The sequence below is a fragment of the Variovorax sp. V15 genome (genome assembly GCF_041154425.1).
Taxonomy (GTDB): Bacteria; Pseudomonadota; Gammaproteobacteria; order Burkholderiales; family Burkholderiaceae_C; genus Variovorax; species Variovorax guangxiensis.
In genome coordinates this window covers 2,849,500-2,870,586 of sequence record NZ_AP028659.1, presented here as the reverse complement: position 1 = coordinate 2,870,586, position 21,087 = coordinate 2,849,500, and the positions used below count along the sequence as shown (strand labels likewise).

The 21,087-nt window shown below is 67.4% G+C and carries 19 protein-coding genes; 8 read left to right on the top strand and 11 right to left on the bottom strand.

Annotated features, from left to right (window positions below; all coding sequences use genetic code 11):
- Window positions 1-13 precede the first annotated feature (13 nt).
- The 3 genes from hemH to ACAM57_RS13445 are packed head-to-tail and all read left to right on the top strand — an operon-like array spanning window position 14 to window position 2,996.
- Window positions 14-1,051, top strand: coding sequence for a ferrochelatase (gene hemH, locus ACAM57_RS13455; RefSeq protein WP_369661990.1), 1,038 nt, complete (start codon window positions 14-16; stop codon window positions 1,049-1,051).
- On the top strand, window positions 1,048-1,896 hold the full coding sequence (locus ACAM57_RS13450) for a class I SAM-dependent methyltransferase (protein ID WP_369661989.1): 849 nt from the start codon (window positions 1,048-1,050) through the stop codon (window positions 1,894-1,896). Before hemH ends, ACAM57_RS13450 begins: the two co-directional genes overlap by 4 nt.
- Window positions 1,893-2,996, top strand: a complete 1,104-nt coding sequence (locus tag ACAM57_RS13445) for a hypothetical protein (RefSeq protein WP_369661988.1) — start codon at window positions 1,893-1,895, stop codon at window positions 2,994-2,996. Before ACAM57_RS13450 ends, ACAM57_RS13445 begins: the two co-directional genes overlap by 4 nt.
- Window positions 2,997-3,003: 7 nt before the next feature.
- Here the strand turns inward: ACAM57_RS13445 and ACAM57_RS13440 are convergent, their stop codons facing one another.
- From ACAM57_RS13440 to ACAM57_RS13395, 10 genes are all read right to left on the bottom strand, one after another.
- Complete coding sequence (locus ACAM57_RS13440) at window positions 3,004-3,567, bottom strand: thioredoxin family protein (protein WP_369662432.1); 564 nt, start codon at window positions 3,565-3,567, stop codon at window positions 3,004-3,006.
- A 133-nt stretch (window positions 3,568-3,700) separates the two neighbouring features.
- Complete coding sequence (locus ACAM57_RS13435; protein WP_369661987.1) at window positions 3,701-4,207, bottom strand: DUF1993 family protein; 507 nt, start codon at window positions 4,205-4,207, stop codon at window positions 3,701-3,703.
- 65 nt (window positions 4,208-4,272) lie between these two features.
- Complete coding sequence (locus tag ACAM57_RS13430; protein WP_369661986.1) at window positions 4,273-5,163, bottom strand: alpha/beta fold hydrolase; 891 nt, start codon at window positions 5,161-5,163, stop codon at window positions 4,273-4,275.
- The gene (locus ACAM57_RS13425) at window positions 5,160-6,227 is read right to left on the bottom strand and encodes a branched-chain amino acid ABC transporter permease (RefSeq protein ID WP_369661985.1); all 1,068 of its coding nucleotides are present in this window, start codon (window positions 6,225-6,227) and stop codon (window positions 5,160-5,162) included. The genes ACAM57_RS13430 and ACAM57_RS13425 overlap by 4 nt, the downstream gene beginning before the upstream one ends.
- Before the next feature lie 16 nt (window positions 6,228-6,243).
- On the bottom strand, window positions 6,244-7,227 hold the full coding sequence (locus ACAM57_RS13420; protein WP_126023898.1) for a branched-chain amino acid ABC transporter permease: 984 nt from the start codon (window positions 7,225-7,227) through the stop codon (window positions 6,244-6,246).
- Window positions 7,228-7,381: 154 nt separating this feature from the next.
- Window positions 7,382-8,110 (bottom strand): ABC transporter ATP-binding protein, encoded by a 729-nt coding sequence (locus tag ACAM57_RS13415; RefSeq protein ID WP_369661984.1) that lies wholly within the window; start codon window positions 8,108-8,110, stop codon window positions 7,382-7,384.
- Window positions 8,107-8,871 carry an ABC transporter ATP-binding protein gene (locus tag ACAM57_RS13410; protein WP_184637390.1) on the bottom strand — a complete coding sequence of 255 codons (765 nt, stop codon included), beginning with the start codon at window positions 8,869-8,871 and terminating at the stop codon, window positions 8,107-8,109. The genes ACAM57_RS13415 and ACAM57_RS13410 overlap by 4 nt, the downstream gene beginning before the upstream one ends.
- A 49-nt stretch (window positions 8,872-8,920) precedes the next feature.
- Window positions 8,921-10,372: a PHB depolymerase family esterase gene (locus ACAM57_RS13405; protein WP_369661983.1), complete on the bottom strand. Its 1,452-nt coding sequence runs from the start codon at window positions 10,370-10,372 to the stop codon at window positions 8,921-8,923.
- A 194-nt stretch (window positions 10,373-10,566) separates the two neighbouring features.
- Window positions 10,567-11,757, bottom strand: coding sequence for a substrate-binding domain-containing protein (locus tag ACAM57_RS13400; protein WP_126023894.1), 1,191 nt, complete (start codon window positions 11,755-11,757; stop codon window positions 10,567-10,569).
- Between the two features lie 132 nt (window positions 11,758-11,889).
- Window positions 11,890-12,177 carry a hypothetical protein gene (locus ACAM57_RS13395; RefSeq protein ID WP_369661982.1) on the bottom strand — a complete coding sequence of 96 codons (288 nt, stop codon included), beginning with the start codon at window positions 12,175-12,177 and terminating at the stop codon, window positions 11,890-11,892.
- 116 nt (window positions 12,178-12,293) lie between these two features.
- On the opposite strand from ACAM57_RS13395, the gene ACAM57_RS13390 reads away from it, so the two are divergent.
- Window positions 12,294-13,994, top strand: a complete 1,701-nt coding sequence (locus ACAM57_RS13390) for an Hsp70 family protein (RefSeq protein ID WP_369661981.1) — start codon at window positions 12,294-12,296, stop codon at window positions 13,992-13,994.
- Window positions 13,991-15,994 (top strand): J domain-containing protein, encoded by a 2,004-nt coding sequence (locus ACAM57_RS13385; RefSeq protein WP_369661980.1) that lies wholly within the window; start codon window positions 13,991-13,993, stop codon window positions 15,992-15,994. The genes ACAM57_RS13390 and ACAM57_RS13385 overlap by 4 nt, the downstream gene beginning before the upstream one ends.
- Here ACAM57_RS13385 and ACAM57_RS13380 read toward each other — a convergent pair.
- Entirely contained in the window at window positions 15,991-17,520 is a 1,530-nt protein-coding gene (locus ACAM57_RS13380; RefSeq protein WP_369661979.1) for a sigma-54 interaction domain-containing protein, read from the bottom strand. The two genes, ACAM57_RS13385 and ACAM57_RS13380, sit on opposite strands and share 4 nt — an antisense overlap.
- A 131-nt stretch (window positions 17,521-17,651) precedes the next feature.
- Here ACAM57_RS13380 and ACAM57_RS13375 point away from each other — a divergent pair, with 131 nt between their 5' ends.
- Genes ACAM57_RS13375 through ACAM57_RS13365 form a run of 3 tightly spaced genes read left to right on the top strand, consistent with a single transcriptional unit; the run spans window position 17,652 to window position 21,072 of the window.
- Entirely contained in the window at window positions 17,652-18,350 is a 699-nt protein-coding gene (locus tag ACAM57_RS13375) for a TetR/AcrR family transcriptional regulator (RefSeq protein ID WP_240650744.1), read from the top strand.
- Window positions 18,347-19,867 carry an efflux transporter outer membrane subunit gene (locus ACAM57_RS13370; protein ID WP_369661978.1) on the top strand — a complete coding sequence of 507 codons (1,521 nt, stop codon included), beginning with the start codon at window positions 18,347-18,349 and terminating at the stop codon, window positions 19,865-19,867. Before ACAM57_RS13375 ends, ACAM57_RS13370 begins: the two co-directional genes overlap by 4 nt.
- A complete protein-coding gene (locus tag ACAM57_RS13365; protein ID WP_369661977.1) occupies window positions 19,864-21,072 on the top strand; it encodes an efflux RND transporter periplasmic adaptor subunit in 1,209 nt (402 codons plus the stop codon). The genes ACAM57_RS13370 and ACAM57_RS13365 overlap by 4 nt, the downstream gene beginning before the upstream one ends.
- Window positions 21,073-21,087 lie beyond the last annotated feature (15 nt).

The window sequence follows — 21,087 nt, the reverse complement described above, 5'->3', positions numbered from 1 at the left end:
CCGAGAATATCGCATGCCTTCGACTCACGAGAACGCTCCCCCGAGTACCCCGCGCACCGCAGTGCTCTGGTGCAACCTCGGCTCACCTGATGCCCCCACAGCAGCAGCCGTGCGCCCCTACCTCGCCGACTTCCTGGGCGACCCCCGCGTGGTCGAGATCCCGAAGCTGCTCTGGGCGCCGATCCTGCACGGCATCATTCTTCGCACGCGGCCTGCCAAGTCAGCCGCCAAGTACGCGAGCATCTGGATGCGCGAAGGCTCGCCGCTGAAAGTGTGGACGCAGAAGCAGGCCACGCTGCTGGCCGGCTGGCTAGGCGAGCGCGGCCACCACGTGGGGGTGCGCGACGCGATGCGCTACGCCAGCCCCTCCATCGCCTCCCGGCTCGACGCGCTGCAGGCCGAAGGCGCCACCCGCGTGCTGGTGCTGCAGGCCTACCCCCAGTATTCGGGCACCACCACCGCGAGCGTGATCGACGCGGTGAACGCGTGGAGCCGCAAGCAGCGCCGCGTGCCCGAGTTCCGCTTCGTCAACGACTACCACGACGACCCGGCCTACATCGAGGCGCTCGCGCAGAGCATCGAGAAGCACTGGAAAACCGAAGGCCGCGGCGAGGTGCTGCTGATGAGCTTCCACGGCATTCCCGCGCGCAACATCGCGCTGGGCGATCCGTACCAGGCGCAGTGCACCGAAACCGCACGCCTGCTCGCAGCGCGGCTGGGTCTTTCGAGTGCCCAGTACCGCGTGACCTTCCAGTCGCGCTTCGGCAAGGCCAAATGGCTGGAACCCTACACCGAGCCCACGCTGCGCGAACTCGGCGCCTCCGGCGTGAAGCGCGTCGACGTGGTCTGCCCGGGCTTCCCGGCCGACTGCCTCGAGACGCTCGAAGAAATCGCCATGGAAGGCCGCGAAGCCTTCCTGCACGCGGGCGGCGAAGCCTTCAGCTACATCCCCTGCCTCAACGACAGCCCGGCATGGATCACCGCGCTCGCGGGCATCGCCGAACGCAACCTGGCGGGCTGGCCCACGCAAAGAACGAACACCACCCCATGAAACAGGATCTGCACGAAGCCAACCGGCTCTCGTGGAACGCGGCCACCGTCGCACACAACAGCCACAAGGGCGATCAGGCCGCCTTCTTCCGCAAGGGCGGCTCCACCCTCTTCCCCGAAGAAGCCCGCCTGCTCGGTGACGTGAAAGGCCTGTCTGTGCTGCACCTGCAGTGCAACGCCGGACAGGACAGCCTGAGCATCGCGCGCCTCGGCGCCGAGGTGACGGGCGTGGACATCTCCGACGAGGCCGTCGACTTCGCGACGCGGCTCTCGCAGCAGTCGGGCATCGCGGCGCGCTTCGTGCGCTCGGATGTCTACGACTACTTCCGCGACGCGCAGGCACGCGGCGAGAAGCACGACATCGTCTTCTGCTCGTACGGCACGCTGTGCTGGCTCTCCGACATCCCCGCCTGGGCGCGCGGAGTGGCGCAGATGCTCAAGCCCGGCGGCCGCTTCGTCTTCGTCGAGTTCCACCCTTTCGCGCTGGTGTTCGACCCGGCCTGGAAGTTCCACTACGACTACTTCAACGAAGCCCCCGTGCCCGAGGAAGGCGTGGGCGACTACGTGGCCGATTCCGGCGACGGCCTGGTGCGCGAAGGCTACGAGCGCGGCGTGGAGAACTTCAGCAACCCGCACCCCAGCTTCGAGTTCACTTGGGGCGTGGGCCAGGTGACGACCGCACTGTCGCAGGCCGGCCTCGTCATCGAACGGCTCGACGAATACCCGTACGCCAACGGCTGGAAGCCCTTCGAAGGCATGCGCGACATCGGCGGGCGCCGCATGGCACCGCCCGAGGGCATGCCGCGCATTCCGCTCATGTATTCGATCTCCGCACGCAAGCCATGAAATCTCTGCACGCCCTCGGTGGCCTTTTTCTGCTGGTGCCCTTCATGGCCCGCGCAGCCGGAACCGCCGAAGTGCCCAAGGGCGTGTGGGAAGGCACGCTCGGCACCAAGGCCATCGTGGCCTGCTTCAACGCCGAGTTCCCGAGCGGCAGCTACTTCTACAAGCAGTACAAGAAGGCGATCCCGCTGAGCCGCGTCGAGAAAGACAGCTTCTGGCATGAAGCCGGCGACACCGGCCTGTGGTCGCTCGACCCCGCCAAGGGCAACACGCTGACCGGCACCTGGAAGAGCGTGAAGGGTGCGCCCGTGACGCTGCCCATCCGGCTCGACCTGTCCGACGCCACGGGTGGCGACAAGGCCTGCGGCAGCGACGGCTATGCGGGCCTGCTCGAAACGCCGCCGAAGATCGAGACCGGGAAGAAAGAAGAATTCGCGCCCGGCCGCAGCTTCCGCCGCCTGCGCTTCGCCGGCCAGGAAACCATCGAACTCTCCGGCCCCGAGCCCACGCTGGCAGCCATCAACCGCGAGCTGCGCCGCGACTTCGACACCAGCAAGGACACGATCAAGGAGTACTTCGACAAGCGCCGCGAGTTCCTCGGGCGAGTCGGCGTACCGGCGGAAGACGAGAACACCGCCGATCCTTCGTATTGGAGCTCGCAGTGGCTCAGCATCCGCAACTACACCTGGGCGGCCGGCATGGGCCGCAACGGGATCTCCTGGTTCCATCGCACCTGGGACCTGCAGACGGGCAAGCAGGTCGACCCATGGTCCTGGTTCGGCCTGCGCTCGCTGTCGAAGGCGCGTCCGGCCGAGGGACGGCTATCCGGCACCGGAGGCGGCTCGATGACGCCGAAGCTGCGCCGCTTCCTGTTCCGCTACGCGGGCATCGACGCGTCGAAGGCCGAGGACAGCTGCCGGTCCAACTACGAAGAAGACGCCTACTACGACCTGACGCTGGAAGCCAAGGGCATGCGCTTCGCCCAGCCCGCCTACGGCAACGGCTGCGAGATCGAGATCGAAGTGCCCTACGCCGAGCTCGGCCCGGTGCTCACGCCCGCGGGCAAGGCGGCGGTACGGCGCATCCTCGAATCGGCAAATTGATCCTGGCTCAGGCTGCCGGCCTGCGTGCCAGCAGCGCCTGGATCGCAGCCTCCATCTCGGCGTACTCCCCTTCGCCGAAATGCTGCCGCATCACCTGCCCGCTGCTGTCGGCCAGGTAGAACGCGGGCCAGTACTGGTTGCTGTAGGCCCGCCAGGTGGCGAATCCGTTGTCCTGCGCCACCGGGTAGCGGATGTTGAAGCGCTCGATCGCGTCCTGCACGTTGCGCGTGAGCTTCTCGTAGGCGAACTCGGGCGAATGCACGCCCACCACGGTGAAGCCCCGGTCCTTGTACGTCTCGTACCAGCGCACCACGTGCGGCAGCGTGCGAATGCAGTTGATGCAGGAATAAGTCCAGAAGTCGACCAGCACCACCTTGCCGGACAGCCCCTTCATGGTGAGCGGCTCGGAGTTGAGCCACTTGTCGATACCAGTGAATTCGGGGGCCTTGCCGTAGTCGCGCAGCCCCGGCGAGGCGGCCAGCGCGCTGCGTGCCGGCCAGGCGCCACCCGCGGCTGCCGCCAGGGCGGAGGCACCTGCGGCGAGCCCCGAGAACGCCCTTCTGGACATCATGTTCATGATCGCAAACCTCGCTCGTGTGTCAGACCGACAGCGGTCAGGCGCGATTGTTCGCGGCGCACGCGCTGCGTGCGCATGTGTCACGGCAATTTGAACTTTGTCCCGGCGGCGTGATGGGCCGCCCAGGTCAGAACTTGCCCAGGTAGTCCATCTTGCCGATGGGCATGCCCTTGTGGCGCAGCACGTCGTAGGCCGTGGTCACGTGGAAGAAGAAATTGGGCACTGCGAACTGCAGCAGATAGCGCTGCGCCGTGAAGGTCGCCTCGCCTTCGCGGGTCTTGATGGTCACCGCGCGGTCTTCGTGGCCGTCGATCAGCGCGCGGTCGACCGTTGCCAGGAAGTCCTGCGTCTTCGCGATGCGCGCGACCAGGTCGTCCCAGGTCTTTTCCTCGTCGGGGAAGCTAGGCGCGGTGACGCCGGCGATGCGGGCCGTGCCGAGCTTGGAGGCATCGCTGGCGCGCTGGATCTGGCCGGCCAGCGTGAGCATGTCGGGCGCGAGGCGTGCATCGACCAGCTCGGCCGGGTCGATGCCGTTGGCCTTCGCATGCGCGAGGCTCTTGTCGAGGATATGGGTGAGCTGGCCGAGTCCGCGCGTGAAGACGGGCACGGACAGGTCGTACATCGAGAGCGCCATGGTGTTCGAGGCCTGTGATCGGCCTTGTGGTTGAGGTGGGCGGCGATTGTCACGCCGCCGCTGCCTCAGCGGCCGGCGGCGCGGATAAACCCCTCGACGGGATCAAGCTGTTCCGGCACGTTCAGCGCGGGCGCGTGACCGCAGGCAGGAACTTCGATCACCCGCAGCCGACCGGCCGCGCCGGGACCGCGCCGCTTCATCTCCTCGACCACGCCCGGCAACACCAGGTCGGACTCGGCTCCGCGCAGGCACAGCACCGGCACCTCGATGGCGTCGTAGTGCGGCCAGATCAGGTAGTCGTTGTCGTGCGCGCTGAACTGCCGGACCATGGCCGGGTCGTAGTGCGGCGTCACGCGGCCGTCGGGCAGCCGGCGCGTGGAGGTCTCGGTCAGCCGGCGCCATTGCGCGTCGCTGAGCCAGCCGTAGGGCTTGTAGACCGTGCGGAAGAAGGCTTCGAGTTCGGCCACCGTGTCGAAGGCCGGCGGCTCGCCCGCATAGGCGCGGATGCGCTCGATGGCCGGCTGCGCCAGCTCGGGCGCATTGTCGTTGAGCACCAGGCTCGCGATGCGCGCCTTCATGCGCGGCTCGAACAGGCCCGAGGCGCAGACGGTGCCGATGGCGCCGCCCATCGAGGTGCCGACCCAGTGCACCCGCCCGAGCCGCAGCTCGTCGCAAAGCGCATTGGCGATGCGCGCATAGAACGAGAGCTTGTATTCCTCGTCCGGCAGCGGGCTCCACTGGCTCAGGCCGCGGCCGATGGTGTCGGGGCAGATCACGCGGAAGCCGCGCGAGGCGAAGTGCTGCGCCAGTTCGTCCATGTCGCGCCCTGTGCGCGCAAGGCCATGCCAGGCGATGACCACGGGCGCCTCGGGCGAGCCCCATTCGAGCCAATGGATCTCGCGGCCGGCGAGCTGCGCGTAGCGGGAAAGCGGAATCAGATTGTTGTTGTCGCTCATCGCGCAGCCCTTGCACGCAGTTTTCCGACGATGCCAGTCGGGAAGTAATAGACGGACAGCACGAACAGCACGCCCAGCCACAGCAGCCAGCGGTCGGGCGACAGCAGCGCGGCCAGCCATGGCAGGCCGCTGGCGGCCTCGTTGCCGATGCGCAGCAGGTCCTGCAGATAACTCTGCGCCACCACGAACAGCACCGCGCCGATGGCCGCGCCGTAGATGGTGCCCATGCCGCCGATCACCACGATCAGCAGCACGTCGATCATGATCTCGAAGCTCAGCGAGGTATCCGGCCCGTTGTAGCGCAGCCAGATCGCCAGCATCGCGCCGGCCAGCGTGGCGAAGAGCGCCGACAGCACGGCGGCCGTGGTGCGGTAGACCACCACGCGGTAGCCGATGGCCTCGGCCCGGAACTCGTTCTCGCGGATGGCCTGCAGCACGCGGCCGAAGGGCGAGTTCACGATGCGCAGCAGCGCCAGCACCAGCACCACCGCCGCCACGAACAGCAGGTAGTAGCAAAGCAGCCTGCTGTCGAGCGAAACGCCGAGGAAAGGCTCTTCCGCGAACTCGAAGCTCGGCGAGATCAGCTCGGGCAGCTTGAAGGTCAGGCCATCCTCGCCGCCGGTGAAGTCGGAAAGCTGCGAAGCCAGCGTCTGGAAGGCCGAAGCCACGGCCAGTGTGATCATGGCGAAGAAGATCGCGCGCACCCGCAGCGAGAAGAGGCCGATGGCGAACGACAGCACCAGCGAGATCGCCAGCGACGCGCCCAGCCCGACCAGCACCGCGCCCCAGTTCGGCCCGAGCCTCGAGGCCGAGATGGCGATGCCGTAGGCCCCGATGCCGAAGAACATGGTGTGCGCGAAGCTCACGATGCCGGTGTAGCCCAGCAGCAGGTCGAAGCTGGCCACCAGCACCACGAACACCAGGATCTTGGCCGCCACGCTCAGCGCCTTCACGCCGGGGAAGATGAATGGCGCGAAGGCCAGCGCGATGAACACCGCCAGCAGCAGCACGGCGAGCAGCCGGCTGCGGGGCATGTCGTTGGAGAGGAGTCGCTTCAGGAACATGTTTTCGTCCTCCTCTTCAGCGGTTCGCCACCGGGTACACGCCCTGCGGGCGCCACAGCAGCACGGCCACCATCAGGAAGATGCTCGCGAACTGGGTGAGCGTGGGCAGCAGGAAGCCCACGTAGTTGGTCATCAGCCCCACCAGCAGCGCGCCGATGAGCGCCCCACCCGTCGAGCCCAGCCCGCCGATGATGATGACGATGAAGATCAGCACGTTGACCTGCGCACCCATCTGCGGCACCAGGTTCTGCTGGAAGAGGCCCCACATCACGCCGCCCAGTCCGGCCAGCGCACTGCCGACCACGAACACGCCAACGAAGAGCCGCCCGATGCGGTAGCCCAGCGACTCGACCATTTCACGGTCTTGCACGCCCGCGCGGATGAGCAGGCCGATCTTGGTGCGCCCCAGTGTCCATGCGAGCACGCCGAACACGACAACGCCCACGGCCACCGCGAGCAGGCGGTACTTGCTGATGGCCGCGTCGCCCACCAGCAGCGAGCCGCGCAGCGCCTCGGGCAGCGGCAGCGGAATCTGCGCCGGGCCCCAGATCACCTTGATGAGTTCCTCGCCGATGATCATGCCGCCCATCGTGATGAGGATCTGCTTCAGGTGCTGGCCGTACACCGGCCGCACGATGAAGCGCTCGAAGGCCAGCCCTACCGCGCCGGCCACCGCCATCGCGACCAGCATCGCCGGAAACACCGCGACGAGGTTGCGCCACAACTCGCCCGAGCCGGTCCAGTCGCCCATGAGGCCGAGCACGCTGCTGGCCACGAAGGCGCCCAGCGCGATGAACACGCCATGGCCGAAGTTCAGCACGTCCATGAGGCCGAACACCAACGTGAGGCCCGAGGCGATGATGAAGATGATCATGCCCATCGCCAGCCCCGCCACGGTGAGCGTGAGCCAGGTCGAGAAGGAGCCGGTGAGCGGCAACGCGGCGAGCGCCAGCACCGGGGCCAGGAGCAGCGGGCGCCAGTCGAAGTCGAGGGCTTTCATTGCTGCGCCTCCTCTTGCCCCCTCTCCCGCTTGCGGGAGAGGGTTGGGGTGAGGGCCGACGGCGACGAGACGAGGTCATGGCCGTTGCACAGGCCGCCTGCCCTCACCCTAGCCCTCTCCCGCAAGCGGGAGAGGGAACAAGACACGGAAATCGTCATAGCGCGAGGCCCAAGAGAGATTGCTGAAGTTGCGCGTCGGCGGAGAACTCCGCCATGGAGCCGGCGTGCACCACCCGGCCGTTGTCCATCACCGCGACGGTGTCGCCCAGCCGCTGGGCGAAGTTGATGTTCTGCTCCACCAGCAGGATCGTCACGCCGCTGCGCTTGAGCTCGGCGAAGGCGTCGATCATGTTGTTGATCATCACGGGCGCGAGGCCCTTGCTGGGCTCGTCGATGATGAGAAGCTCGCGCGGCTCCACGATGGCGCGCGAGACGGCCAGCATCTGCTTCTGCCCGCCAGAGAGCTTGCCCGCCGGGTGGTTCCAGAACTTCTCGACCGCGGGAAAGAGCTTGAAGATCCACTTCAGCCGCGTGTCGTCGATCTGCTGGGCATTCTTGGCGCCGCGCGCGGCCAGCAGCATGTTCTCCTTCACCGTGAGGTCGGAGAAGATGCCCATGTTCTCGGGCACGTAGGCGATGCCCAGGCCGGCGATCTGCGGCGTGTGCTGCGTGGTGATTTCTTTCTCGCCGAAGCGCACCCTGCCCTGCGACGCATGCCACAGGCCCATGATGGTGCGCAGCGTGGTCGTCTTGCCCGCGCCGTTGCGGCCCAGCAGCATGGTGAGCTGGCCGCGCGGCACGGCGAGGTCGACGCCGTGGAGGATGTGATAGGCCCCGATGTGCGTGTGCACGCCCTCGAGGGTCAGCAGGTTGTTGGTGCTCATGCGGCCTCCTTCGCGACGCCCAGGTAGGCCTCCTGCACCACCGGCGAGGCGATCACCTCGGCGGGTTCGCCATCGGCCACCAGCGTGCCGTTGTGCAGCACGATGATGCGGTCCGCGAGCTCGCGCACCACGTCCATCTTGTGCTCGACCAGCAGGATGGTCTTGCTCTTGTCCTTCTTGAGCTTGCGGATCAGGTCGAGGATGACGGGCGCCTCGGCCGCGTTCATGCCCGCCGTGGGCTCGTCGAACATGAAGACCTTGGGCTCCAGCGCCATCAGCAGCGCCACCTCCAGCTTTCGCTGGTCGCCGTGCGGCAGGCTCGCCACCGTGGCGTGCTCGCGCGACTTGAGCGCGACGTCGGCCAGGATCTGGTCGGCGCGCTCGGTCAGCGCCTTGTGGTCGCTCCAGATGCTCCACAGGTTGAGACCGCGCCGGTGCGCGCCCTCGCGCGTGGCCTGCACCGCGAGGCGCACGTTCTCCAGCACCGTGAGGTTGGGAAACAGGTTGGTGAGCTGAAAGGCCCGCCCCAGCCCCGCGTGCGTGCGCGCGGAGGGGGACAGGCCCGACAACGAATGCCCGTCGAGCGACACGGTGCCCGCGCTCGCCTTGAGCTGGCCCGAGATCAGGTTGAAGTAGGTGGTCTTGCCCGCGCCGTTGGGGCCGACGATGGCCGTCAGCGTGCCCGGCGCGAAGGCGCAGCTCACGCTGTTGACGGCCACGTGCCCGCCGAAGCGGATGGTCAGATCTCGGGTCTCAAGCATCGTCGTTGGTCATTGCGAATCGGAAAACAGGAAGGACGACCGGCCAGCCTCAACAGGTGCCGATCACGTAGTAGTTGGGGCCCGTCTGCTTCAGCGTGGTCGTCACGTAGATGTTCCACAGGCCCATGGACTGGTTGGAGCCATAGGCATAAGTGAAGCCGTACAGGGCATAGGCGCGCCCGGCAATGGTGTGCGTGTAGTTGCTGGCGGTATAGCAGGTGCCGCCGCTGCCGCCGCCAGTGGTGGTGCCGGTCGCGGCCGACGACATGGCGCCCTCCACATTGCTCGCGTTCAGAGCGGCCACGGTCCAGCTGTAGGTGGTCGAGGCGGCCAGGCCGGTGTCGGTGTAGCTGGTGGCGGCCACCGGCGAGGCATTGACCTTGCTGCCGCCGCGGTACACGTTGTAGCCGCTGGCGCCGCTCACGGCGTTCCAGGCGATCACCATGCTGCTGGCGGTGGCGCCCGATGTGCCCACGCCGGTGGGAGCCGGCAGGCCGCTGCCGCCCGAGGAACCGGTGACGCGGTCGATCATCGCCTTCATCGCGGCCATCTGCGGGCCCGACTTCTTCGCGTAGTTGGCGTTGTCGTAGCCCCACCAGTCCCAGCAGCTGTTGGTGGCGGCGGTGCTGGTCTGCGGATAGATCAGCACGATGTTGTTGGTGTCGGCCCAGCGGTTGTAGCCGGTCTTGCGCACGTACTGGTCGCTCACGTCGTTGTAGTTCTGCTTGCAGCCGTGCAGCACCAGGTGCACTCGGCACGAGGCGGTGGTGCAGGCCTGCGGCACGTAGATCCAGCCGGTGGCCGCCATGCCGTGGCCGCTGATGAACTCCGACTGGTTGAACTCGGTGAAGGTGCCGCCCAGCGTGCCGTTGTTGCGCGGGTTCAGCGGGCCGTACAGTTGCGTGAGGATCTCGCCCGCGAGGTCGAAGCCGCAGTTGTTGATGTAGGGGGCTGCGGTGGTGCTGCAGGCGCTGCCGTAGTCGTCGGTGACCATCGCGTGGCCCGCGCCGATGTTGTTCTTGTAGACGACGTTGGCTGCGGGCACGAAGCTCTGGTAGTAGGTCTTGAGGTCGTCCATCACCGCCTGCTTGACGGTGTTGTCCGAGGTGCCCGAGAACATGTAGACCTTGGAATTGCTCATGTTCGACACCGGGTCGATCGCACCGCTGGAAGCCCAGCTGTTGGTGGTGCTCACCAGCGACGCCACCGGGATGCTGGTGCTGTGCGTCATGCAGCGCCCCGTGGCGTTGAGCACCGAACCCTCGGCGCAGTAGTACGGACCGCCCGCCACCACGCCCGCGCCACGCTTGAAGGTGGCCGAGTACGCCACGTGCAGTTGCACCGCCATGAAGCCGCCGGCCGACAGGCCCGACACGCTCACCTCCGCCGGGTTGGCGCCGAGCGCCGGAAGCGGCACCGCCGCCTGGGCGGCATGCGCCGCCACCGTCATCGCCGCGGCCGCGGCGAGTCCCTTCCAGTTCTTCCATTTCATCGCTGGCATCGCTGTCTCCTTCTGTTGTGGGTATCGAACGTTTGCTTTGCTGACTGACGAATCGAATCGGCCGTGGGAACTTCACGCCGCCGCGAAGAAAAAGGCGCAGGCTGGCGCTTCGCCCGGCGGCCATCCGAGGCGAAAACGGGGCGGCGCTCCTCGGGCGCCGCGCGGGTCAGGGGGAACGATCTACGCCGTGGCGCTCAGCGTTTATTTTTGATGGGGATGTCCATCTCTTCGGGCTTGATCTCGTGCACCAGCTCCGGCACGCCCCAGGCGAACGCCGGGTCGACCTTGATCTTGAAGTGGTACATCGACTGCATCGCCTGGTGGTCTTCCTTGCGGAAGGTCATCTTGCCCTTGGGCGTGTCGAAGCTCATGCCTTCCATGGTGCTGATGAGCTTGTTGGTGCTGGTGTCGCCGTTGGTCTTCTTCAGCGCCGTCACCACGGCCATCGCGGCGGAGAAGCCGCCGGCGGTGAAGAAGTCCGGCGGCGTCTTGAATTCCTTGTAGTGGGCCGACACCATCGCCTCGTTCACCGGGTTCTTCGGAATGCCGAAGTAGTAATAGGCCGCGCCTTCCATGCCCGGCAGCGCCTTGTAGGCAGCCATGGCCGGCAGGATGTTGCCGCCCGTGGCGATCTCGATGCCGTAGCGCTTGAGGTCGAGGTCGACGATCTTGAACGGGTTGCCCGCGCCGGCCCAGACGATCCAGATGATCTTGCGGCCCGGCTGGTCCTTGAGCTTGTCGATCAGGCGCTGCGCGCCGGCGGTGAAGTCGGTGGTGGCGGGCGGCAGGTATTCCTCGTGGACCAGCTTGGCCTTCTTGAGCGCCGAGCCGAAGGCCTTCACGCCGTCGCGGCCGAAGGCGTTGTCCTGCGCCAGCGTGGCCACGGTCACTCCGGGCTTGTCGACGGCCACGGCGTTGGAGATCGCGTCCTGGCTCGAATTGCGGCCGGTACGGAAGATGTACTTGTTCCACTTGTCGCCGGTGATCGAGTCGGCAACGGCGGGCTCGACCAGCAGGATCTTCTTGTATTCCTCGGCCACCGGCAGCATGGCCAGCGCCACGCCCGATGCCGTCGGGCCGATGGCCAGCGCTGCCTTGTCGTCCGAGTAGGCGGCCGCCAGCAGCGACTTGCCCAGGTCCGGCTTGCCCTGGTCGTCCTTCTCGATGACCACCAGCTTCTTGCCGTTGACCATCATCGTGCCGCCGGTGGCGTAGTTCAGGCCCATCATCAGGCCGGTTTGCGTCTGCTTGCCGTAGGCTTCCAGCGCGCCGGTCTTGCTGTAGATATGGGCGATGCGGATTTCATTGGACTGCGCCCAGGCGGGAGCGGCGGCCGAGGCGCAGGCGGCGAGCGCGGCCAGGGCGACGAGGTGGCGACGGTTCATTCTTTGTCTCCTGAAAAAGGTGACTGAATATTGCACAGTTCGTGCCACCCGCTAAGCCATTGATAACAAACGTTTCTCCATTCGAGAGAAGCGCCTTCCGGCTGAAATCAGAACACTCGCGATGTCTGAATTTCAGTCGGCTGTCTGGTTTTCAGTCAGGGTTTTCGCGGAGGCCTTGCGCTGGGCGATCCATTGCTCGAACTGGCGCTCGGCCTGCTGCCGGAACTCGTTGCGCGCATGGTTGCAGGCCGCATGCGCGAGCCGCCGGTGCTTCGAGGAGCGGACGCCGCCGAAGGTCGAGTCCACCAGATGCTCGATGGTGGCGGACTCGGGCCGGCCGAAGGGCTCGTTGAAATCCATCGGGAGGCCGCACCAATGGCAGTTGGGGCCGAAGGTGGCGCGCAATGCTCGAATGCTCATGAAATCGAATCTGGTGCTGCGAAATAGGAGTTGCGGTTGCGTTGTGCGGTCCGCTCGCCGAAGTATGCTTCGCGCGAAATTCAATGCCGTCAGCAAGGCACAAAACAGGAAGCAAAATGATCGTCGGAATCGACCTGGGCACGACCAACAGCCTGGTCAGCGTGTATCGCAATGGAGGCACGGAGCTCATCCCCAACGCACTGGGGCATCTGCTGACGCCCTCGGCCGTGGGCATCGCGGACGACGGCAGCTTTCTGGTCGGGCTGCCTGCTCGCGAGCGCCTGTCCACCCACCCCAAGCTCACGGCCACGGCATTCAAGCGCTGGATGGGCACCGACCATATCGTTGCGCTGGGCACCAAACGCATGCGGCCCGAAGAGCTCAGCGCGCTGGTGCTGGGCGCGCTCAAGGCCGACGCTGAAGCCTATCTCGGCGAGCCCGTCACCGAGGCCGTCATCACCGTGCCGGCGTACTTCAACGACGTGCAGCGCAAGGCCACGCAGGCAGCCGGCCGACTGGCCGGACTCTCGGTAGAACGCTTGCTCAACGAGCCCACGGCGGCCGGCCTGGCCTACGGACTGCAGGAGCGGGCCGACCACTCCACCTTTCTGATCTTCGATTTGGGCGGCGGCACCTTCGACGTGTCGGTGCTCGAGTATTTCGAAGGCGTCGTCGAGGTGCGCGCCAGCGCCGGTGACACCCGACTGGGCGGTGAGGATTTCGTGCAGGTACTGGTCGACTGGTTTGTCGAGCAGACGCCCACGCTGGCTGGTGCCGATAAGGAGGCCATTGCTTCGGACAACGCGCTGTGGCGCGCTGCCGAGCAGGCAAAGCGCGACCTCAGCGACCAAGACACGACGCGCATCGCGCTGCAACGCAACGACGTCACCCACACGTTGGACGTGACGCGCGCCGACTACGAGAAGCGCTGCGCCGAACTGCTGCAGCGTCTGCGCCGCCCGCTGGAACGCGCACTCATGGACGCCAAGCTCGACCAGGGAAGCCTGAACGAGGTGGTGCTCGTGGGGGGCGCGAGCCGCATGCCGGTGGTGCGCCAAACGGTGACGCGGCTGTTCGGCCGGCTGCCGCTGCGCACCATCAACCCCGACGAGACCATCGCGCGCGGCGCGGCCATCCAGGCAGCGCTGAAGTCGCGAGATGCGGCGCTGAACGAAGTAGTACTGACCGACGTCATGCCCTATTCGCTGGGCATCGTGGTGTCGGAGGAAATCGACGGGCGCCAGTACCACAACCGCTTTTCGCCCATCATTGAGCGCAACACGGCCGTACCCGTGTCCCGCATGCAGACTTACTCGACGATGCAGGACGGCCAGACGCTAATCGATCTGGACATCCGCCAGGGCGAGTCGCCAATCGGCACCGACAACCTCAAGCTGGGCAGCCTGGCTATTACGCTGCCGCCCCTGCCGCGCGGGCATGCCGGCTTGAACGTGCGCTTCACCTACGACATCAACGGGCTGCTGGAAGTCGAAGCGCATGTGCCGGCTACCGGGCAGACGCACAACAGCGTGATCCAGCGCTCGGCCGACGTCATGAGCGAGAAGCAGATTGCCGCCGCGCTCGACAAGCTGCGCGCGCTCAAGATCCATCCGCGCGACAAGCAGGAGAACATCTACCTCGTGTCGCGCGCCAAGCGCCTGTATGAAGACCGGCTCGGCCATGCACGTCAGGACGTGGCGCATGCGCTCGTGCGATTCGAAGCCGCGCTCGACTCGCAGGACGAGCACTTCATCCGTCAACACCGCACCGAGTTCAAGGCCTACCTCGACAGCATCGACAAGGGCTTCGTGCTGTGAACGGCTTCTGGTCGGATCTGGGCATCGAGCCCACGGGGGATCGCATTGCCATCAAGCGGGCCTATGCGGCACGGCTCAAGGTCACGCGACCCGACGATAACGCCGATGCCTACCAGGCGCTGCGCAATGCCTACGAGCAGGCGCTGGAGCATGCGCGTCGGGCCGTGCAACAGCCGGCCAGCACCGTGTCGTGGCCAGCGCCTGAAGCATCGGCTGCGCCCGAAGTCGTTGCCGAGCCCATGCCCGAGCCTGCCATCGCGCATGTAGAGTCCGGGCTCAAGCCTGAGCCCGAGCCGGAGCACGCACCCGAACTCAAGGCGCCGTCGGAGCCCGACCCAGAGCCCCAACTGGAGGCAGAGCCCGCGCCGCCCGCCTGGATCCCCGCCCACGAACTCGCCAGCCAGACCCTGCATTTCCTGCAGCAGAGCGGCCCCGACGCATTGGCCGCTAGCTGGCCTGCGCTGAAGCGTGAACTCGACAACTTGCCGCTGTGGGAGCGCAACGTCGCCAGCAGGCATTTCGCGCAGCTCGTGATCGACGCGCCGGCACTGCCGCGCCACTTCGCCCTTTCGCTGGCAGCCTGGTTCGCCTGGGAAAGCGACTTCCGCACCGACCAGATGCTGGGCACGCCACGCGCCATCGCGCTGCGCGAGCGCCTGCACGAACTGAACTACGGCTTCCAGGCCGATGACGCATTTCGCCGCCGCTACGCCGAGGTCGGCTTCCTGACCCCGATGCTCGAACTGCTGTCAAAGTGGAAGCTCTACCTGCTGTGCGCCCTGCTGCCAAGCCGGGTGTTTCGCATGTGGGGCGAGCTGTCGCCCAAGCATCGTTACGCGCTGGGCATTCCGCCACCGCCACTGCACACGCGCGCCGAAGAGGCGATCGAAATGGGCGGCTGGGCGCGGCTCGCACTTGTCGTGCTGATGCTGGTGTCGGTGATGCAGTTCAAAGGCTATGGCGACGGTTCCTGGGTAGGCAAGCTGGGCTACGTGGTGACGCTGGGCGGCATGCTGTTCGCAGTGCAGCACTTCGGCTACCGAATTTACCTTGCGGCCAAACGCTCGCTGCACCGAACGCTGCGCCCCGACTGGCTCGCGCCTGGCCTGCCCCGGCCCTGGCTGCTGGCTGTGCTGGGCTTTGGTTCGATGGTGTGCGGCACCGTGGCCTATGGATTCACCGAGGCAAATGCATGGCCGCAGGCCTTCACCGCCGGTTACGTGCAGTCGACCGTGATCTACCTGCTGGGCTTGCCCTTTCTCATCCTCGCGCCGTTGACGCCTTCGCTGCCCCTCAAGCCGGCCAGCGCCGCGTTTCCGGCAATCCTCTTGCTGTGCGTCGTGACCGGCATTCACCTCCCTGGCTTCGAAGCGTTGCCTTGGACCGGCGCGTTCACTGGGATGTGCTGGTTCATGGCCTCCTGCATCGCCTACACACTGTATGGCGACGCCATCGAAGCGCGCTTCGGTGCGTTTCGCGCGCGCGTGCAGCTTGAGCATGATCGGCTCAACAAGACCACGCACCTCGACATGGCCGTCGGGCTGCTGCATCTGCTCCGGGTGACGTTGGGCTGGCCGTATCGTCTGATGCTCATGGCCGCAGCCAACTCGACAACCTACGTGATCGCTGTCGTGGCGGTGTCGGTGGCCGCCCTGCCCGAGTCGCTGCGCGGCTGGCAGGTACCGTTTTCCGTCGGTGTCGCGGGTCTGTTCGCCATCATCGCGGCCCTGCTGTTCAACAATGCGGCTTCGGCGCTGATGCCCGGCGCCGGCTCGCGCTGGCGTGGCTGGCTCGGTCTGGTTCTGACTGCGCTGTGGCTCGTGTGGATCGCTGTCTACTGGAGCGTTGGCCCCTGGATCGACGCGCAGGCCGGCTGGTTGCCGCCGACCACCGACGGCAATGTCATATGGCGCCGACTCGGCGTGTCGGTCTGCGTGCCACTGCTGGTTATGACTTGGGGGCTGGGCATCTTCAAGCTGAAGAAGGTGGGCTCACCTTAGCGCGGCGGGGTCATGCGCTCGTACAGCGTGGCCCGCGAAATCCCCAGCAGCCGTGCGGTCGCCAGCTTGTTGCCGCCCGTCGACGCCAGCGCCGCCGCAATCGCCTTTTGCTCCAGTTCGGCCACCTGCTGCGCCAGTGGGCGCAGCAGCGCGGCTTCTTCATCTGCGTCGTGGCCGCTCTGCAGGGTGGCCGGCAGTTCGATCTGCTCGAGCCCAGCTTCGCGCAGGATGCGTTCGAGCTGCACCGCATCGATGCGCTGCGAATCGCTTCGCATCGTCACCTGCTCCAGCACGTTGCGCAGCTCGCGGATGTTGCCGCGCCAGTGCTGGCCGGCGAGCAGCGCGAGCGCGTCGGGCGTGAGCTCGGGCGGCGCTTCGCCGCTGCGCAGCGCCATGTCTTCTCCCAGCGCTTCGACGAGCGCGGGAATGTCGGCACGCCGCTCGCGCAGCGGGGGCACGCGCAGCGGGAGCACGTTGAGGCGGTAGTACAGGTCTTCGCGGAACTGGCCGCGCCGCACGAGCTCGGGCAGGTCGCGCGAGGTGGCGGCGATCACGCGGGCGTCGAAGGGCACGAGCTTGTTGGAGCCCAGCGGCTCGATCTCGCCCTCCTGCAGCGCGCGCAGCAGCTTGGCCTGCAGGCCCAGCGGCATGTCGCCGATTTCGTCGAGGAACAGGCTGCCGCCGTCGGCCAGCTTGAACTTGCCCTCGCGGCCCTTGCGGTCGGCGCCGGTGAAGGCGCCGGGGGCGAAGCCGAAGAATTCGGCTTCGAGCAGCGTGTCGGGCACCGCCGCGATGTTCACGCTGACGAACTGGCCCTTGGCCCGCGCGGACGAGGCATGAATGGCATGCGCCAGCAGCTCCTTGCCGGTGCCGGTCTCGCCCAGCAGCAGCACCGGGCTCGTCGACTGCGCCGCGCGCCGCGCATGGCGCTTCACCTCCACCGCCGCCGGGCTGCTGCCGATGAAGCTCGCGAAGGTGTACTTGGAGCGCCGCTGTCCGTCGCCCGAGTGCTGGTAGAGCGGGTTGTTGCGCTGGCTCGCGAGCTCGCGGCGGGCATCGTCGAGGTCGCGCTGCAGCAGCGCGAACTTGCTGATGAGCGGCTGCAGCGTGGTCTCGGGCTGGTCGAACAGCACGATGCCGATCGCGCCGATGACCTTGCCCATGCCGCCCTCCTCGCCTTCGCGCTCTTCGCGAAGCGGAATGCGGCTGACGACGAAAGTACCAGCCTTGTTGGTCAGCAGGTCGACCAGGATGGGCTCGCCGGTTTCGAGCACGCGGCGCATCTGGGTGTTCGGGATCACGTCCTCCACCATGTGGCCCATGAACTCGTCGATGGACGAGAAGCCCAGCGCGGGCAGGAAGCGCCGGTAGCCCTCGTTCACCCACACGATGCGCCCGGTGCTGTCGACCAGGAACATGCCCTGGCTGATGCTCGAAAACAAATGAAACATCGAGCGCGCGGCGAGCGCGAGAATGCCCTCGGCATCGAGAGGCAGCGAGGGTGTTGCGGTGGAGGCTGCTGGCATGGCGGGATCGTAGCGCGGGATCCGCACCTTAAGTCTTAAGGATTCGCTTCGGTGAGAACGTGCCGGCAAAGACCTTCAGGAAGCCTTAAGTTAATCAATCGTTTGATTTCGTGCGTGGTGTAATGCCGGTCATGAACGCGAGAGATCCGATCACCCAGGCACCTCGCCGCGCACCGCGCGCAGACGGTGCCGAGGCACGCCACCGGCTGCTCCACACTGCCCTGCGGCTGTTCGCGCAGAAGGGCTTCGCCAAGACTTCCACGCGCGAGATCGCCCGCGAGGCCGAGGTCAACATCTCGGCCATCAGCTACTACTTCGGCGACAAGGAGGGGCTCTATGCGGCCACCTTCAGCGAGCCGATGGGCGGCGACTCCAGCGACCTCGTCGCCGCCTGCAACGTCCCCGGCCAACCGCTCGAAGCCACGCTGCGCATGTGCATGGTGTCGATGATCGATCCGCTCAAGCAGGGCGAGATCGTGCGGCAGTGCATCCAGCTGCACATGCGCGAGATGCTGGAGCCCACGAGCCGCTGGGCCGAGGAGCTGGAGCGCGACATCAAGGGCCCGCACCGTGCCATCGCCGAGCTGCTGTGCCGCCACCTGAAGGTGGATCGGCCCGACGACGACATCCACCGCCTGACATTCGCGATCACCGGGCTGTCGATGCAGCTCTACGTGAGCCAGGATTTCATCGAGGCCATCCGCCCTTCGCTGCTGCGCACGCCGCGCGCCATCGACGCCTGGGCCGACCGCCTCACGGGCTATGCGCTGGCGCTGGTCGAGGCCGAGGCGGCGCGCCGCCGTGCCGAGAGAAAGCAGAAGAAACAATGAGAAAACTCCGATTCAAACTGACGGCCGCCGTGTGCCTCGGCATCGGCCTCTCCGGTTGCTCGCTCACGCGCCCGCCCGCGCAGGTCGAGGCGCCCGTGCCCACGCAATGGCACGCCCCCCTGCCCCATGGCGGCTCGCTGGCCTCGTTGGCGAACTGGTGGAGCCAGCTCGACGATCCGTTGCTGGTCGAACTCGTCGCCGCCGCCGAGGCCGCGAGCCCGAACGTCGCGAGCGCCGCCGCGCGCGTGGCCGAGGCGCGCTTCACGCGCGTGCAGGCCGGCGCGGCGCTGCTGCCCAGCCTGGACGGCACCGCGTCGGCAAGCCGCGGGCCGGTGGGGCTTTCGAGCGGCGGCTCGGGCACGAGCAGCGGTGGCGGTAGCAGCAGCAGCAGTCTTTCGTCCAGCACGCCGATCACCACGCTGCAGGCCGGCCTGCAATCGAAATGGGAGATCGACCTGTTCGGCCGCCTGCGCGCCGACCGCGACGCCGCCGAGGCAAAGCAGAGCAGCGCCAACGCCAAGTGGCACGACGCCCGCGTGGCGGTGGCGGCAGAGACGGCCAACGCCTATTTCGCCGAGCGCGCATGCCAGCAGCAGCTGCGCGTGTCCGAATCGGATGCACGCTCGCGCGCCGAGACCTCGCGGCTCACCGACTTGTCCGCCAAGGCCGGCTTCACCGCGCCCGCCGATGCGGCGCTCGCCCGCGCCAGCGCTTCCGACGCCTCGGGCCGGCTCACGCAGCAGCGCGCCCAGTGCGCGGTGCAGCGCAAGGCGCTGGTCTCGCTCAGCGGCATCGACGAAACGACGCTCGAGCAGAAGCTCGCGGCCGCGCCGGCACAGCGCCCGCTGCCCGCCGTGGGCAGCATCGCCAGCGTGCCGGCCGAGGCGATCTCGCAGCGCCCCGACGTGTACGCGGCCGAGCTGGGCGTGGCATCGGCCAGCGCCGACGTGGGCTCGGCCGAGGCCGAGCGCTATCCCAAGCTCACGGTGTCGGGCTCCATCGGCCGCTCGCAATACCGCGTGAGCGGCGTGCACCAGTCGCTCGAAACCTGGACCGTGGGCCCCGTCGCGCTGACGGTGCCGCTGCTCGACGGCGGCTCTCGCAAGGCCAACGCCGATGCAGCCAAGGCGCGCTATGCCGAGGCCGTGTCGCTCTACCGCGCCAATGTGCGGCAGGCGGTGCGCGAGGTCGAGGAGGCGCTGGTCAACCTCGACGCCACCAACGCCCGCACCACCGACGCGGACGCCGCGGTGAAGAACTACCAGGCCTCCTTCGATGCCACGCAGGCACGCTACAGCAGCGGCCTCGCGAGCCTGTTCGAGCTGGAGGATTCGCGCCGCACGCTGTTCTCGGCGCAGACCGCGCGCGTCTCGCTGCAGCGCGAGCGCACCGAGGCATGGGTGGCGCTGTACCGCTCGATGGGCGGCGGCTGGAATCGACAGACAGCCCAGGGCCCCTCTTCCGAATCGTCCTCAATGACCGCATCCCCGGCCGCCAAGGTCGCGACGTCGCCATGAAAACAATGAAGCGTTCCACTCTCGCCATTGCGCTGATCGCGCTGGTCGTCGCCATCGCGGCGATCTTCTTCATGATGGGCGGCAAGCCCTCGGACAAGGCCGGCGATCACGCCGCGGCTGCCAAGGGCAAGGACGGCGCCGCGTCGCCCAGGCCCGCGCTGACAGTCACCGTGGCAAGGCCCGAAGCCACCGAGCTGATGCTCACGCTCGCGGCCAACGGCAACGTGGCCGCGTGGCAGGAGGCCGTGGTCGGCTCCGAGTCCAACGGCCTGAAGCTGGCCGAAGTGCGCGTGAACGTGGGCGATACGGTGAAGAAGGGCCAGGTGCTCGCGGTGTTCTCGCCCGAGACGGTGCAGGCCGACATCGCGCAGGCTCGCGCCTCTCTGGCCGAGGCCCGCGCCACCGCGGCCGATGCCGCCGGCAACGCCGCGCGCGCGCGCACGCTGCAGGCCACGGGCGCGCTGAGCCAGCAGCAGATCAACCAGTACCAGACCACCGAGCAGACCGCCAGGGCGCGCGTGGAGGCGGCCGAGGCCGTGCTGGCCGCGCAGCAGGTACGCGGGCGCAACACGCAGGTGCTGGCGCCCGACGACGGCGTGATCTCGGCGCGCACGGCCACCGTGGGCAGCGTGGTCGCGGCAGGCACCGAGCTGTTCCGGCTGATCCGCCAGGGCCGCCTCGAATGGCGCGCCGAGGTGACCTCGGCCGAGCTCAGCCGTGTCTCGGTCGGCACCACCGCCTTCGTGGTCAGCGCCAGCGGCGCGCAGGTGCGCGGCAAGGTGCGCAGCATCGCGCCCACGGTCGATCCGCAGACGCGCGCGGCGCTGGTGTATGTCGACCTGCCCAACGTGCAGCAGAACACCGGCGTCAAGGCCGGCATGTTCGCGCGCGGCGACTTCGAGCTGGGCCGCAGCACGGCGCCGACGGTGCCGCAGGCCGCCGTGGTGCCGCGCGACGGCTTCAACAACGTGTTCATCCTGAAGCCCGACAACAAGGTGTCGCAGCTGAAGGTGCAGGTCGGCCGGCGCCTGAACGACCGCATCGAGATCACGAGCGCGCTGCCCGACGGCGCCCGGATCGTGGTGCAGGGCGCAGGCTTCCTCAACGACGGCGACCTGGTGCGCGTGGTCGATGCGCCCGCACCCTCTTCGTCCGCCGCCGCCCAGCCCCCCAAGCCGGCCGCATCCGCCGCCGCGGCGAAGTAAGCAATGCAAAGGACA

Bases quoted from the DNA above. Each gene is read 5' to 3' on its own strand.
- ACAM57_RS13370 (WP_369661978.1), top strand. From the start codon at position 18,347: ATGAGAAAACTCCGATTCAAACTGACGGCCGCCGTGTGCCTCGGCATC.
- ACAM57_RS13430 (WP_369661986.1), bottom strand. From the start codon at position 5,163: ATGAGCGACAACAACAATCTGATTCCGCTTTCCCGCTACGCGCAGCTC.
- ACAM57_RS13365 (WP_369661977.1), top strand. From the start codon at position 19,864: ATGAAAACAATGAAGCGTTCCACTCTCGCCATTGCGCTGATCGCGCTG.
- ACAM57_RS13445 (WP_369661988.1), top strand. From the start codon at position 1,893: ATGAAATCTCTGCACGCCCTCGGTGGCCTTTTTCTGCTGGTGCCCTTC.
- ACAM57_RS13440 (WP_369662432.1), bottom strand. From the start codon at position 3,567: ATGATGTCCAGAAGGGCGTTCTCGGGGCTCGCCGCAGGTGCCTCCGCC.
- ACAM57_RS13450 (WP_369661989.1), top strand. From the start codon at position 1,048: ATGAAACAGGATCTGCACGAAGCCAACCGGCTCTCGTGGAACGCGGCC.
- ACAM57_RS13375 (WP_240650744.1), top strand. From the start codon at position 17,652: ATGAACGCGAGAGATCCGATCACCCAGGCACCTCGCCGCGCACCGCGC.
- ACAM57_RS13435 (WP_369661987.1), bottom strand. From the start codon at position 4,207: ATGGCGCTCTCGATGTACGACCTGTCCGTGCCCGTCTTCACGCGCGGA.
- ACAM57_RS13420 (WP_126023898.1), bottom strand. From the start codon at position 7,227: ATGAAAGCCCTCGACTTCGACTGGCGCCCGCTGCTCCTGGCCCCGGTG.
- ACAM57_RS13395 (WP_369661982.1), bottom strand. From the start codon at position 12,177: ATGAGCATTCGAGCATTGCGCGCCACCTTCGGCCCCAACTGCCATTGG.
- hemH (WP_369661990.1), top strand. From the start codon at position 14: ATGCCTTCGACTCACGAGAACGCTCCCCCGAGTACCCCGCGCACCGCA.
- ACAM57_RS13400 (WP_126023894.1), bottom strand. From the start codon at position 11,757: ATGAACCGTCGCCACCTCGTCGCCCTGGCCGCGCTCGCCGCCTGCGCC.
- ACAM57_RS13390 (WP_369661981.1), top strand. From the start codon at position 12,294: ATGATCGTCGGAATCGACCTGGGCACGACCAACAGCCTGGTCAGCGTG.
- ACAM57_RS13410 (WP_184637390.1), bottom strand. From the start codon at position 8,871: ATGCTTGAGACCCGAGATCTGACCATCCGCTTCGGCGGGCACGTGGCC.
- ACAM57_RS13415 (WP_369661984.1), bottom strand. From the start codon at position 8,110: ATGAGCACCAACAACCTGCTGACCCTCGAGGGCGTGCACACGCACATC.
- ACAM57_RS13425 (WP_369661985.1), bottom strand. From the start codon at position 6,227: ATGTTCCTGAAGCGACTCCTCTCCAACGACATGCCCCGCAGCCGGCTG.
- ACAM57_RS13405 (WP_369661983.1), bottom strand. From the start codon at position 10,372: ATGCCAGCGATGAAATGGAAGAACTGGAAGGGACTCGCCGCGGCCGCG.
- ACAM57_RS13380 (WP_369661979.1), bottom strand. From the start codon at position 17,520: ATGCCAGCAGCCTCCACCGCAACACCCTCGCTGCCTCTCGATGCCGAG.